The following is a 14,357-nucleotide window of genomic DNA, read 5'->3' on the forward strand; positions in this document are numbered from 1 at the left end:
TATATCTATATAGCATTTTATCAATCACAAACAATCATAATTTAGAATTTTAATACGATTAACACTATCTAAACATGTATTTATTCCTTCGAATGAATAACAAAAAACCTCACATAGAAATAATCTGATTGTGAGGTTCTCTTAATTTATTCATATCGTAAAGATTCTATTGGACTTAATCGGGCTGCTTTATTTGCAGGGAGCATGCCAAACACAATTCCTATAATCATAGAGAAAAGTAGTCCACCGACAACAACTTCCCACGAAATCAAAGGTGGCCATCCAGCAAAAATGGATACGATATTTGCTGCAACAGCACCTAAAATTATACCTATAACCCCTCCGATTAGTGTGAGGGTAACAGATTCAATTAGGAATTGGGTTAGAATTTGCCGCTTTGTGGCACCCAGTGCTTTTCGAATACCAATTTCCTTCGTTCTTTCTGTAACAGAAACAAGCATAATATTCATAACACCAATCCCTCCAACGACAAGGGATATTCCAGCAATTGAGCCAATGATTAACGTCATTATCGTTGTAATTTGTCCGATTCCTTCTGCCATTTCTTCCATATTAAACACTTTGTATGACTCTTCAGTATTATGGGAGGTATTTAATAGAGTCGTTGCCTTCTCTCCCACTTCTTTCATCACATCAGCATTCTTGGCTTGTAATGTTACTTGGTTATATTCATTTTTACCAAAAGAATTACGAAAAGTATTCCAAGGAATATATACTTCCATAGCTCCGAATGCAAATAATCCACTAGGTTTTTCTAATACTCCAACAATTTCAATTGGCTGACCTTTAACCCAAATTACTTCACCTATTGCAGACTTATCGTCGAAAATTTCTGTGCTCAGCTCGTGGCTAATAACACCTACTCTGGTTCCTCCTATATATTCACTTTCTAATAGGTTTCTGCCAGATTGAACATTTAAATTATTCACTTCCATATATGCTTGGTTTACACCATAAACACTTGTATCAGCTGTTTCTTCACGGAAACTTGTTTGGAAATATTCGGTTGATGATGCAACGACTTTTTTCACTTCAGGAATCTCACTTAATGCATTTACATCATCTTGGGTGAAAGCTGCATTCATATAGGCATTAGGGTTTGATAACAATTCTTCTTCACTCGGTTCATAATAGACTTCTATAGTGTTTCCGGGTCCTGTTATCGAAGTTTTTAATAATTGTTCGCCCCCCTGTCCTATTGCGACAACAAGAATGACTGACGCTACACCAATAATGATACCTAACATAGTTAAAATGGAACGTAATTTGTGAGCGAGAACTGAGCTTAATGCCATTTTAATATTTTCCATTAAACTCATCTATACTCTCCCCCGCTCTTCATCAGAGAGAATAATTCCATCTCTAACTGTAATAATTCGATTTGCATAATCTGCAACCTCTTGTTCATGAGTAACAAGGATGACGGTAGTACCTTCTTTGTTCAATTGTGTGAATTGATCCATAATGGCTATACTTGTCTTGCTATCAAGAGCACCGGTGGGTTCATCAGCCAAAATAATTTTCGGTTCATTCACAATTGACCTGGCTATAGCAACCCGTTGTTTTTGTCCACCAGATAATTCATTAGGCAGGTGATTTATTCTTTCACCTAAACCCACCTTTTCAAGAGCTTGTTTTGCTCGATCCTCCCGCTCTTTCTTCTTGTACCCGGCATAAACCATTGGAAGTTCCACATTTTTCAAGGCTGATAACCTTGGTAATAATTGAAATTGTTGAAAAACAAATCCGATCGAGAGGTTTCTTACTTTTGCAAGCATTTCATCCTTGTATGTTGAAATGTCCTCTTCATCTAAAAGGTAGGTTCCTGAAGTGGGATTATCCAGACAACCTATTACATTCATTAAAGTTGATTTTCCAGAACCCGATGGACCCATAATGGCAACAAACTCTCCATTATTAATCGTAAGATTGATATTTTTTAACACGTCTAACGTATCTTGACCTACTTTATAGCTTTTTGTAATTGACGTTAGCTCAATCATTTTTCATTCACTTCCACGTTATCCCGGACTTCTTCTGAAGGATTAAGAATGACTTTTGATCCTGATTTAAGACCTGATTTGATTTCCATATACTCATTACTGGCTGTTCCAATTTCGACCTCATTATGAACGGCTTTTCCTTCTTCGAGGGTGTATACATAGTAGTTTTCGCCATCTTGTTTTACAGCCTCTAAAGGCACAGCTACTGCAGAGCGTTTCTCTGTTTCAATATCCATAATCAGCTTAAATCCGGGCTTAGCCTCAATATTTTTATCATCAATAGAAACTTCAATAGAATATTGAACAGCTGTTTCTTCACCTGATATCGCTGTTTCACTTTGTACAGGTAAATAGCTAACTTTTGCTACTTTTCCCTTCCATTCCTTGTCAGTAAGAACATCTGAACGCAAAGTAACGGCTTGCCCTTCATTTATTTTCAAGGAATCATATTCCGATATTGTCCCTTTCACCATTAAGTCTTCTGAATTACCTATATGTAAAATAGGAGCTTGTGAAATCCCTTTTATCGCGTCATCATTGATAGTAAGAACTGTTCCAGCACTTTCACTTTTAACGACAAGATCTTCAAGCTTATTTTCAATCGTTTCCTTTTGAAGCAGAATCTGCCTTGCATCAAGATCTGCGACCTTTAAATCCGTCTTAAGCTGATCACGTTCAGCATCAATTTGTTTTTCAGCTTCCTCTTCTCCTACTTGTTCCTTTAAATCCTTTTCTTTATCATCTAAATCATCAATTTGATCTTTAATTCGATTAATTTGTAAATAGGAGGATTCAAGGGAAAGAGCATTTTGTTCTTTTTCTAATTGTAACTGTTCGTTTTCATATTTTATTAATGGGGTATCCTCGGCTACCTTATCACCTTCTTTTACAAGGACCTCGGCTACCTCACCATTTTCAGGCACATAATATACAAAGTTTTCTTGACTTAAAGAGAGCGTACCGGGAACCATAACACTCCCGGTCAACTCACGCTCCTCTACTGTCTCCGTCTCCACTGAAAGGACTTCCTGATTTGATGCCCTGTAGATGTTTACTCCAACTAATAGTATGATCAAAGACACGACAGCTATTGAAATCCAAACCTTTTTCTTCATTAAAATTGAGCCAGCCCTTCTAAAGCTCCAGAAGCTGCAGCAAAGATAAGACCTAATACAAAGAAGATAATTGTAATTGTATAGGCTGCCGGTTTAGAAAGTTGTGCTACTTTCACTAGACCGATTCCAAGTAAGATATAATACCAGATTTGAAATACCTCGATCGCACCTAAAATACCACCCAAAACACCTTCAGCACCCACAAAACTGTTAAGACTTGTAACCATAACCATTGAATGTGATCCAATAGCAAATATAATAAGCTGATTTAATATTTGCCCAATAGCTGAAATAAAACTTGTAAAAATGATTAATGAAAACATTTGTTTAAATGTAACCGGTGACTTAGCAATCTTCGTGATTCCAAATAATATACCACCAACAATTAAATATCCAATCGGTGTACCGAACAATGCTCCAATGCCCCCGAAGATAATCCCAAACATTTTTGAAATTTCTATTTGATCAGCCGGCATTCCTTCCATGCCTGGCATTGTTGCGTAATCAACATTTAAAGCGGCTATTACACCCACAAGTGCACCTAAAATAGAAAGAATAATTAAAGGAAGCCAAATTTTCGGTTTTTCACGCATTCTTTCAAACTGTTCCCCCGGTTGAAAAATCATTCCAAATAATGATGGTTTCTTTGTTTGTATAGTTTCTTGTTCCATCTTTTTTCCCTCCAAATTATATTTTCATATACTTATACGAGGGTGATTGGAAATAGTTTCATAAAAAAGGTGTTTATTTGTAAAAAATTTCTGAACTACTAATCTTTCATTAGAAAAACATAGCTTATCGCCAAGTTTAATGGAGAAATTCTTAAATTCTTTTAACTATCAATGAATAAAAATCTTAAATTTTCTGATCGTATAAAAAAACTCTTAAGTACCATGATCTATATAACCTTCAAATATGCCTTCATGAAGATTATATAGAAGATGAACTTAAGAGTATTAACCTATCAATTTTCTTGGAAACTATTTTCTTCTTTATACAAATCTTTTCTTGCGACACCCGATTCATGAGCAGCTTTGACAACTGCTTGTCTAACTTTTTCAACAACCTTTTGATTAAAAACACTAGGTACAATATATGTTTCACTTAATTCATCATCTGAAACAACATCCGCAATTGCTTTTGCTGTAGCAATCTTCATCTGCTCATTGATTTCTGAAGCTCTGCAATCTAATGCACCGCGAAAAATACCTGGAAAACATAAAACATTATTAATCTGATTTGGATAATCAGAGCGTCCGGTGGCCAATACTTTTACATACGGTTCTGCAATTTCCGGATCAATTTCCGGATCCGGATTTGCTAATGTAAATACAATAGGATCCTTTGCCATTGATTGAAGGTGTTCTACTGTTAAAACTCCTGGTGCAGATACTCCAATAAAAACATCAGCACCTTTAATGACATCTGTAAGCGAACCCTTTAAGTTATCCGGATTAGTCATTTGAGAAAAGGCTGTCCAGTTTTGATTTTCATAGGATTCATTTTTGTTAAGGGCACCTACGCGATCAACTCCAATAATTTGACGGACACCTGCTGCTAGCAACATTTTGGCACAAGCTGTTCCTGCAGCTCCCACTCCATTAAGAACGACTTTAATTTCTTCTATATTCTTTCCTGTCAACTTCAACGCATTATAAAGCCCTGCTAACAATACAACAGCTGTACCATGCTGATCATCGTGAAAAACAGGAATATTTAATTCAGATTTAAGTGTTTCCTCAATTTCAAAGCACCTTGGTGAAGAAATATCCTCCAAATTTATACCGCCAAATGCAGGTGCAATCGCTTTAACAATTTTAATAATCTCATCAGGGTCTTTCGTGTCAAGACATATTGGAAATGCATCAACATCTGCCATTTGCTTAAACAACATTGCTTTCCCTTCCATTACAGGCATCGCTGCTAATGGACCAATATCACCTAAGCCTAAAACGGCTGTACCATCAGAAACAACCGCAACGGTATTTCGCTTAATTGTTAATGAGTGAGCTTTTTGTGGTTCATCTTCTATCGCACGACAAACCTGTGCAACACCTGGAGTGTAAACTCTTGATAAATCATCGCGGTTTTTAATAGGATTTTTTGGTGTAACTTCTATTTTTCCTCCAAGGTGCAAGAGAAAAGTACGATCGGAAACCGAGATGACTTTTACACCTTTTAGTAACCCTAGAACATCCATTACGTTTTGACCATGCTTCTGATTTTTTACTGTTATCGTAATATCTCGTACTGTTTGTGTTTTGCTTGTAGAGATCACATCAATCCCTATTATATCTCCGCCAACTTCACCTATTACTTTTGCAATTTCACTAAAGGTAATTAAGTTTTTTTGAAAATGCAATCGAATAATAATATTTGTGCTAGCATTACTTAATTGTGACATCTCTGACCTCCATATCTTTTACTTTTAAAGAGGGATATTTTCAAGAATAATACAGCTCACTTATAAACGTTCATTGTAAGCGTTTTAAATATCCTATTTCCATTTTAGTACAACTTTTATAAATTGTAACTGTTTTCTTCTTGTTTATCTAAAAACTCATTTTCACAAAAAAACCGGCACCCTTTTTATTAAAGGGTGCCGGTATCATCATTTATGGATGAACAGCTTCTAAAATTTGATCATTAAAATAGACAACATGTGAGAGAATGGTTTGACCTTTCATCTTCTTCAAAGATTGTTTTGCTTCCTCTTCATTATCAAACTCATACATTTTAATATTCTCTTCATCATACAAGGTTATGACCCACATTTTCCTGTTGTGCCTCCAATAATTAGTGGATTAAAAAACAATTTTACTTCCACCAAAAATAATATCTCTAATTTTAAGTATTGTAAATAGGTAGAAATATATTTTACATAATGTTCAAATTTATGAACTATACCATTGAAGCTAGATCACTTAAGCTTATTACCTTTCAACGAATAAACTCTATCTATTGCAAGAAAAAAAAGCGTTAGGTCAACGCTTTTTTATCCTACTTCTAACATATTAAACTGTGCTTTCACTAACCCATAGTAAATACCTTTTTTCTCCATCAATTGTTGGTGGCTTCCCTGTTCTATAATATGACCATGGTCAAGGACAATGATATTATCAGCTTCTCGAATGGTTGAGAGTCGATGGGCTATCATAATTGCAGTTCTTCCTTTTAAAAGTGTTCTCAATGCATGTTGAATTTTCACTTCTGTTTCTGTATCAATACTAGCGGTTGCCTCATCAAGGATGATGATGCGCGGATCTGCAAGCAATGCTCTTGCAAATGAAATTAATTGTCTTTCACCTACTGATAAAATGTTCCCTCTTTCTTCTACCTCAGTAAAATAGCCACTTGACAGATTTTTAATAAAATCATCTGCACCTACTGCTTTAGCTGCCTCAATAACATCTTCATCAGATGCCTCAGGACGACCAAAACGGATATTATCAATGATCGTTCCAGAGAATATAAAAGTATCCTGAAGAACAACACTTATTTGTGATCTTAGTTCCTGAATCGATAAATCTTTTATATGAATGTTATCAATTTTTACCTTTCCAGCTGTTGCATCATAAAAACGACTAATTAAGTTTGCTATCGTCGTTTTACCTGACCCTGTATGCCCTACAAGGGCTACTGTTTGCCCAGCATCAATGGTAAGAGAGACATCATGTAATGCCTTTCTTGAGGAATCATAGGCAAATTCTACAGATTCGAACGTTATTTTCCCATCCATATTTCTTAGAGAAATAGGACTATGAGATTCAGCCACTATCGGTTTTTCATCCAGGAATTCAAAAATCCGTTCAGATGAAGCCATCCCCATCAGCAACTGATTATATACCTGCCCTAAGCGTGAGATCGGTTCCCAAAACATGCCTAAATAAAAGGCAAATGAAACGAAGATTCCGATCGTAATTGATTCATTTGCTATTAAACTGGCACCGTATGCAATTAAAATCGCTGTTCCAATTGCATTTGTCATTTCAACCATCGGTGTAAACATTGCATTTCTTTTTGTTGCATTTTGCCAAGCACGGAAGTTTTCACTATTCACGCCATCAAAGAATTCTATATTCTCTTTTTCTTGTGTAAATGATTGTGTTACACGGATTCCCTGAATGGACTCATTTAAATGAGAATTTAATTTTGATTGTTTTAATCTTACAGTTTGCCAGGAACGGCGTATTTTTTTTCGTAAGCTTGTAGAAATAAAAAACATTAATGGAACAATAATTAAGATAGCTAACGTTAGTTGTGGACTTAACGTAAATAATAAGGCAACAACACCAATTAAAAGGATAAAATCCATTAATAGATTAATAACTCCACTAGTAAACAATTCTTGAAGTGAATTAATATCATTCATAATTCGCACAAGAATCGAACCTGCCGAACGTTGATCAAAAAATCGGTGTGACAACGTTTGAACATGTGTAAATAAATGCTTACGTATATCATATATTACATTCTGACCCAACATATTCATCCATTTAATGCGGAATTTATTGGCAATATAAGACAAAATATACAATCCTGCAATTGTAACAACTAATACTGTTAATAGATTTATATCTTTATTAGCAATAGCATAGTCAAGTGTATACTTTCCAATTAAGATTGGAGCAATCAACCTGACAAGTGCTGAAATGAATACCGCAACAAATGCTGCTGGAAGCAAATTTTTTGAGTACGGCTTTAAATAGCTGAAAAGTCTCCACATTTGCTTCCAGTTAAATGGTTTATCAATAATTGTGTCTGTGGAATAGTGAAACCTTTCCATAATTTTTTCTTTTTTTTGCTTATGATCCATAATAACACCTACCCTGCCGTTGACTGTAAAACAGCCTTTTGGTCCTTATATTGAATATCATAAATTCGTTTGTAATAGCCATCTTTCCTGATTAATTCCTCATGTTTTCCTCTTTCAGTAATTAAACCGTTTTCAAGGACAAGAATTTCATCAGCGTGCTTTAAAGATGATATACGATGAGCAATTATGAAAGTAGTTCTTCCTTTCATAACTTCTTTTAACGCTTTTTGAATATTAAATTCTGTTGTCATATCAACCGCACTCGTGGAATCATCTAAAATTAATATACTTGGATTCAAACAAATAGCCCTTGCAATCGCAATTCTTTGTTTTTGGCCGCCAGATAAACCAAGACCCCGCTCACCAAGCATAGTGTCATAACCATTTGGTAGTTCCATAATAAAGTCATGTGCCTGTGCTCTTTTTGCTGCATCAATAATGGTATCCATTGAAGCATCTGGTCTGCCATATGAAATATTGGATTTTATTGTGGAAGAAAATAAAAATGATTCTTGTAAGACAACTCCAATATTTGAACGTAATGCATGTAAGGAATAATCTCTAATATCTTTGCCATCGATAACAATCTGCCCACTTGATGGAGTATAAAACCGTGTTATAAGTTGGGTTAAGCTCGTTTTCCCAGACCCGGTTGCACCAATTAATCCTATTGTTTTTCCAGATGTTGCGTTAAATGAAATGTCATTTAACGCAAGCTCATCCTCATCCTTATACCGAAGGCTAACATGATGAAACTCGACATTGCCATTTATCTTTGTCTCGGAAATTGATGTATCCATATCTCTAATCTTCTCATCGGCATCGAGAATTTCCAGCAATCTTTCTCCAGAAGCTTTTGATTGAGAAAATAGATTAATAACAAATCCCAAGTGCATAATCGGGCCCATTAAATACCAAACTAAGCTAAAAAATGCGACAAGTTCACCTGGTTGAAGACTACCTTGAATGACTAAAATACTTCCGTATGCGAGTAATGCAACAACACAAATATTACCTATCAGCTCCATAAGCGGGAAGAACTTCGCCCAAACATATGAAGTTGTTAAAGATTTTTCTTTATAATCTCCATTTGATTGATTGAATTTTCCTATCTCAAAGTCCTCTCGAGAAAGTGCTTTTACGGTTTGAATCCCACTAATATTTTCTTGAACATTTGTATTCAATTTCCCAAATGATTTACGAATATTCCGGAAGGCCGGATGAACTCTTTTATCAAAACGATAAACTGTCAAGGCTAAAAACGGTAATGCAGCAATCGTAGCAAAAGTTAATGGTACAGAATAAATAAACATGACCGTTAATGTCCCACACACTAAAAGGATAAAACGAACTAGTTCTGAAAACCCGAAAGATAAAAAGAAACGAAATCCTTCTACATCAGCAGTTAGCCGGGACATTAAGTCACCTGTTTTTGCATTGTCATAATACATAAAAGGCAACCTCTGGAGCTTCTCGTACAATGCATTCCGAAGCCGGTACACAGATTGAATTCCAAACATATCACCTAAATATTGATGAAAAAATGCAGATACCCCTTTTACAACCATTAATGCTAAAAATCCACTTACAATCCATGGGATATATTCATATTGTTCTTTTAAAACAATTTCATCAATTGTTAATTGAAGAACAATTGGATAGACCACAGTAATGGTGGTAATAAATAAAACAAAAAACAATGACCATAAAAAATACTTTTTATATGGCCAATAAAAGCTTTTCAGCTTTTTAAAGGTTTCCATATATACCCTCCCCGTTCACATGTTCCATTTTTGATCACATTATCTATACATATAACGTGATACGTTTAAATATATCGGGAATCGAAATATTTTTCCATATATTTATCTGAATCTTTAAAAAAACACAACTATAGAATGAACAGACCTACTCCAAAGGACGGAAATCAGAATACATACTAAACCCATTCCGATCTCTCATTAGTGTTAACTATGTACAACATACCCCCTCTAACTCAGCTTTACTTATTAATATCACACGATCTTTTCCTTTTTTATGTTAAACTATGAACATGTTACTTTTCCCTGAAGGATGTGTCATATTGAAAAGGTTAAAAATCGTCATCCCTATTTCAATTATTGTCTTTATTTTTGCGATCAGAATTCTTGATCAAAATTATGGTGAAGATATTACAATTGGCATAAGAACCTTAATAGCGTTAGGAGGAGCTTTCATTTCTGGTGTTATCTCCTATTTTCTATTTCCAGGTAATCAGAATCAAAAACAACATTAATTATTATTTCGAAGGTTCATCCATTATGTTAACCTTCGAAATGACGATCCTATCCCAAAATTCTTTAGAACAAAAAAACTAGCTAATTTAACAATTGTAAAATTAGCTAGTTTGGAAGATTTATACATGATAGCGATCAATAATTGATTGAAGTTCTTCAGCCATATCCGTTAATGATTTTGCAGCCACAGTAATTTCTTCCATAGAAGCAAGCTGCTCTTCTGTTGTAGCAGCTACTTCTTCAGAAGTGGCTGAACTTTCTTTTGCAATAACAACTAGTTCATTGGCTGAAGCACTTACTTCCTGTACAGCAGCAGAAATTTGCTGGACAACTGCTGATACTTCTTCGATCTGTGGAGTCATCCTATTCATTCGATTCATTATTACATCAAACTTTTCTGAGGTTTCTGTTGAAATAGAAAGCCCTTGTTCAGCGTTTTTGGATACCTCATTCATAACCTCAACAGATTGGTCAGTATCATGTTGTATAGAAGAGATAAGTGCAGAGATTTGTCCTGCTGATTGTTGAGATTGTTCAGCCAATTTCCGTACTTCATCTGCAACAACTGCAAATCCTTTCCCATGTTCTCCAGCTCTTGCAGCCTCAATAGCTGCATTAAGTGCTAATAAATTTGTTTGATTCGCAATATCTGATATTGCGTCTAATATTTTTCCAATCTCTTGAGAACGAATAGAAAGCGACTGAATGACTTTGTTAGATTCTGTAACAGAGGCATGAATAAATCTCATTTGTTCTAAACTATTCTTTACATATTCCCCACCGATTTCAGCTTCATTTATTGTATCTTGTGCTAAGTTCGAGACACTTTGAGAGCTTGAAGAAATGCGAAGAACACCTTGAAGAACTTCTTCTAATGCTGCATTATTTGCCTCGATTTTTAAAGTTTGTTGTTCCGCACCTGCAGCAACCTCTTGGATAACTTCTGTTACTTGTTTTGTCCCTGCCGTTGTTTGATCGGCACTTGCAATTAGTTCTTCAGAAGATGAACTAACTCGTTCAGAAGCAGACTGTAAATTAGTGATCATACTACGCAGGTTTTCAACCATTATTTTAAAGCTTTTAGACAGCTTGCCAATTTCATCATTAGTGTTTGTATCAACCGCAACGCCTAAATCACCATTCGATATACTTTCAGATGTGTGAATCAACTTACGAATCGGCTGTAAAATTGCTCTTATTATCATAAAAATGATGATCCCACCTACTACAAAAGAAATAATAATGACAATTAAAGTGTCTTGCAGAATTCCATTAGCACTCTCTGTTGTTTCACTTGAATAAAGCGTACCAGCAATTTTCCATCCAGTAAGCTCATTGGTAGTAAAATCCATTCGCATATCATTATGATCTAATTGATAAGCGAAAACCCCCTTTTCACTTTCAAATAATTTATTTACCCAAGTTCCCTTGACCTCTTCGCCTTGCATTGTTGGATGAATGATATAGTTTTTAGTCTTATCAATAATCGTGACATATCCTTCACTCCCTACCTTTACCTCACTAGTCAACTCACTTAAAGAGTTAATATCAATGTCAACGGCTATAACACCAGAAGCATCGTTAAGTACCTTTGCAAACGTAACAGATATTTCATTTGTGTCGGCATCAATATATGGATCCGTTATGACAACGTCCCCCTTATTTTCCATTGCTAGGGTATACCAAGGACGATCTCTTGGATCATAGTCATCTGGTAACTGGACAGACCTAGGTGAAACAACCATATCACCTGTATTAAATCCGATATAAATCGCCTGAGCACTTGGCTTTGTTTGAATATACTGATTAAATTTCATCATGATTTTCTCAAAATCATCAGTTTCTACTTTAGCATTAGCTGTTTTTGCTGTTTTAGCAAAATATTCGATATCCTCTTTTATTGGCTCAAGTTGAGCATTTAAAGAAGAATTAATAAGTTGGACACTTTCCCGGGCGGTTTGTAACATACTTTTTTCCAACTCTGATTGTGCCGATTTATACGAAATTAGCCCTATCAAAGAACTCGGTATCAGTAATATAGATACAAAAGCAATGATTAATTTTTTTCTTATTGTTAAATTGGAATTCCATTTACTTCGTAATTTTTTTATACGTTCGAATAAATCTTTCATGATGCCATTCTCCTCTTTTTAATATGTAACTTTAAAGAATTTCATTTTTCCATCGTTATATTAGACTAACAATCATATAGGTCAATCATACTATGTCTAACTCAATATGACTACAAAATAATCTCAATTTTGTATATTCTGAATATAACGACAACTCTTTAATCATTCATCACTATTACTTTCTACCTAATTTTTATTTTTAAGGAAAGCAAAAAAAGAGAGACAGCCCCGGTTGTATGATCACCTAAGACTGTCCCTCTAATAAATCAAGCAATCGTATATCGCTCATAAAGATCATTTAATGAATAACATTCTTTTTGACGGAGTTTATTTACGTATATACTCCAAAGTTCTGCCGTTAATTTTGCGTCATATAGAGCATGATGTCTTCCATGGATAGAAATACCATTATGCTCACAACATTCTTCAAGAGTGACCAACTTTTGATCAGGTTCTGCAATTCGATACAGAAAAGACATATCAACAAGACGATGTTTAAACGGAGCACGATATAACTTCCATGAAGCATGCTGAAGGAAATTTTTCTCATGATTAGCATGATGTGCGACAAGTGTATAGTCTTGAGTAAATTGAAAAAATTCAAATAGTGCCTCAGATAATAATGGAGCATGATCCAACTCTTTGTTTGTTAATCCTGTTAGTTGACTTATTTCTTCAGAAATCTTTTTTTCTGAGCGGACCAAAGAATAAAATGTCTCTCTCTCTTTGATTTCATCTCCCTTTACCTTAATAGCACCTATCGAAATTATTTGATCTCCTTGATCAGGATAAAATCCGGTTGTTTCAATATCAAACACAATGACATTAAGGTCTGTAAGCGGAATATTTAACGTTTCTTCAACCTTCATTTCTCGCTGCAATTGTCTCATATATGCAACCTGCTGATGAGATTGCCTCCCTTGTGATCCGCCTAGCCTTCCTTTCATAAAAAAAAACGGGTCAAATGTCATGATAAACACCCTTTATCAATAATCCCTTCTACATAATAATGAAGTTTTTTTCCATCCCTTAAAATGCATTTCATGTCACGTTTTTCTTCCTTTGACATCTTTTTTATATTCAAGTAATGAACATCATCATATGAAGTAGCACTTTTAAATAACATGACTCTGTATTTGAGTAATTTTTCAAAGTTATGTTTGTAATAGGGCATATCATTTTTGTAATTTCCAATTTCAGATAGGCAATTCAACCTGTCTATAGTTGAAGTTTTTAAAATGCCTTCTTTCATTGCCAAAACTCTTATAGCATTTACATAAGGTAAAAATGCCGTTTTCTTTAAATCAATCGAACCTTTGTATTGACCGCTTTGCTCCACATAAATTTGCCCCAGTGGACCTACGGATTGTTTAATATGCTGTATATTATCCATAAGCCGCTTCAAAAGCATTGGCTCCTTTTGTTGATAATCATAGATGATTTTCTTCAACTCTTTCACAAGATCACCATTGCCTATCAAACTTCGGGAGTCATAAAAAATTTGTAAATATCTTATCGACTCCCAACTTCTTTCATCCATCCAATGAATAAGCTGACCTTTCCAATCCTGAAATGATTTACACCATAAGGGATTTGAGCTCATAACTTTTCCTTCACAATACGGATACCCGATAAGAAATAATCCTTTAGATAATTCTTCACCAAGCTTATTAAAATACTCCTTTGCCTGATTAGAATGTTGCTCATAAATTAAACCATGATCCTGATCACTTATAATTCCTTGTTCATAACGACCTCCACTTCCTGTTATAAACCAAGAATAAGGACATGGAGGTTTTCCATAAGTTCTTTCATGATGAAAGAGTGCTATTTGACTAGCACTCCTCATCATCTCATCATGAAACTCATTCAAGATTCTTGTTTCAGACTCATAATTGTGGATATGTTCATCTTTCCATTTTTTAATTGATTCATAGGAATCGAAATTTCCTTTCATGAGAGACACTTCCTCACGTTTTGTCAAAATGAGTGTT

12 protein-coding genes are annotated in these 14,357 nt (G+C 34.9%); 1 reads left to right on the forward strand and 11 read right to left on the reverse strand.

The genetic code is table 11. The annotated features are described in order from the left end of the window. Positions 1-146: 146 nt before the first annotated feature. From AC0L8O_RS13645 to AC0L8O_RS13680, 8 genes are all read right to left on the reverse strand, one after another. Positions 147-1,340, reverse strand: coding sequence for an ABC transporter permease (locus AC0L8O_RS13645; RefSeq protein WP_473443008.1), 1,194 nt, complete (start codon positions 1,338-1,340; stop codon positions 147-149). Next, positions 1,341-2,024, reverse strand: a complete 684-nt coding sequence (locus tag AC0L8O_RS13650; protein ID WP_473443010.1) for an ABC transporter ATP-binding protein — start codon at positions 2,022-2,024, stop codon at positions 1,341-1,343. Next, entirely contained in the window at positions 2,021-3,139 is a 1,119-nt protein-coding gene (locus tag AC0L8O_RS13655; protein ID WP_473443012.1) for an efflux RND transporter periplasmic adaptor subunit, read from the reverse strand. Before AC0L8O_RS13655 ends, AC0L8O_RS13650 begins: the two co-directional genes overlap by 4 nt. Next, entirely contained in the window at positions 3,139-3,810 is a 672-nt protein-coding gene (gene yknW, locus AC0L8O_RS13660) for a YknW family membrane protein (RefSeq protein WP_473443014.1), read from the reverse strand. Before yknW ends, AC0L8O_RS13655 begins: the two co-directional genes overlap by 1 nt. A gap of 293 nt (positions 3,811-4,103) precedes the next feature. After that, positions 4,104-5,543, reverse strand: coding sequence for an NAD-dependent malic enzyme (locus AC0L8O_RS13665; protein WP_473443015.1), 1,440 nt, complete (start codon positions 5,541-5,543; stop codon positions 4,104-4,106). Between the two features lie 211 nt (positions 5,544-5,754). Continuing rightward, positions 5,755-5,913, reverse strand: coding sequence for a hypothetical protein (locus tag AC0L8O_RS13670; protein ID WP_169908394.1), 159 nt, complete (start codon positions 5,911-5,913; stop codon positions 5,755-5,757). Positions 5,914-6,134: 221 nt separating this feature from the next. Continuing rightward, positions 6,135-7,955 (reverse strand): ABC transporter ATP-binding protein, encoded by a 1,821-nt coding sequence (locus AC0L8O_RS13675; RefSeq protein ID WP_473443017.1) that lies wholly within the window; start codon positions 7,953-7,955, stop codon positions 6,135-6,137. An 8-nt stretch (positions 7,956-7,963) separates the two neighbouring features. Then, positions 7,964-9,718 carry an ABC transporter ATP-binding protein gene (locus tag AC0L8O_RS13680; protein ID WP_473443019.1) on the reverse strand — a complete coding sequence of 585 codons (1,755 nt, stop codon included), beginning with the start codon at positions 9,716-9,718 and terminating at the stop codon, positions 7,964-7,966. 320 nt (positions 9,719-10,038) lie between these two features. On the opposite strand from AC0L8O_RS13680, the gene AC0L8O_RS13685 reads away from it, so the two are divergent. Beyond that, entirely contained in the window at positions 10,039-10,230 is a 192-nt protein-coding gene (locus AC0L8O_RS13685; RefSeq protein ID WP_473443021.1) for a histidine kinase, read from the forward strand. A gap of 120 nt (positions 10,231-10,350) precedes the next feature. Here the strand turns inward: AC0L8O_RS13685 and AC0L8O_RS13690 are convergent, their stop codons facing one another. From AC0L8O_RS13690 to AC0L8O_RS13700, 3 genes are all read right to left on the reverse strand, one after another. Continuing rightward, positions 10,351-12,363 carry a methyl-accepting chemotaxis protein gene (locus AC0L8O_RS13690; RefSeq protein ID WP_473443023.1) on the reverse strand — a complete coding sequence of 671 codons (2,013 nt, stop codon included), beginning with the start codon at positions 12,361-12,363 and terminating at the stop codon, positions 10,351-10,353. A 266-nt stretch (positions 12,364-12,629) separates the two neighbouring features. Beyond that, positions 12,630-13,253, reverse strand: coding sequence for an exonuclease domain-containing protein (locus AC0L8O_RS13695; protein ID WP_473443025.1), 624 nt, complete (start codon positions 13,251-13,253; stop codon positions 12,630-12,632). Positions 13,254-13,330: 77 nt separating this feature from the next. Then, complete coding sequence (locus tag AC0L8O_RS13700; protein WP_473443027.1) at positions 13,331-14,320, reverse strand: DUF294 nucleotidyltransferase-like domain-containing protein; 990 nt, start codon at positions 14,318-14,320, stop codon at positions 13,331-13,333. Between the last annotated feature and the right edge of the window lie 37 nt (positions 14,321-14,357).

This window comes from Metabacillus sp. KJ11-3, from assembly GCF_055808295.1.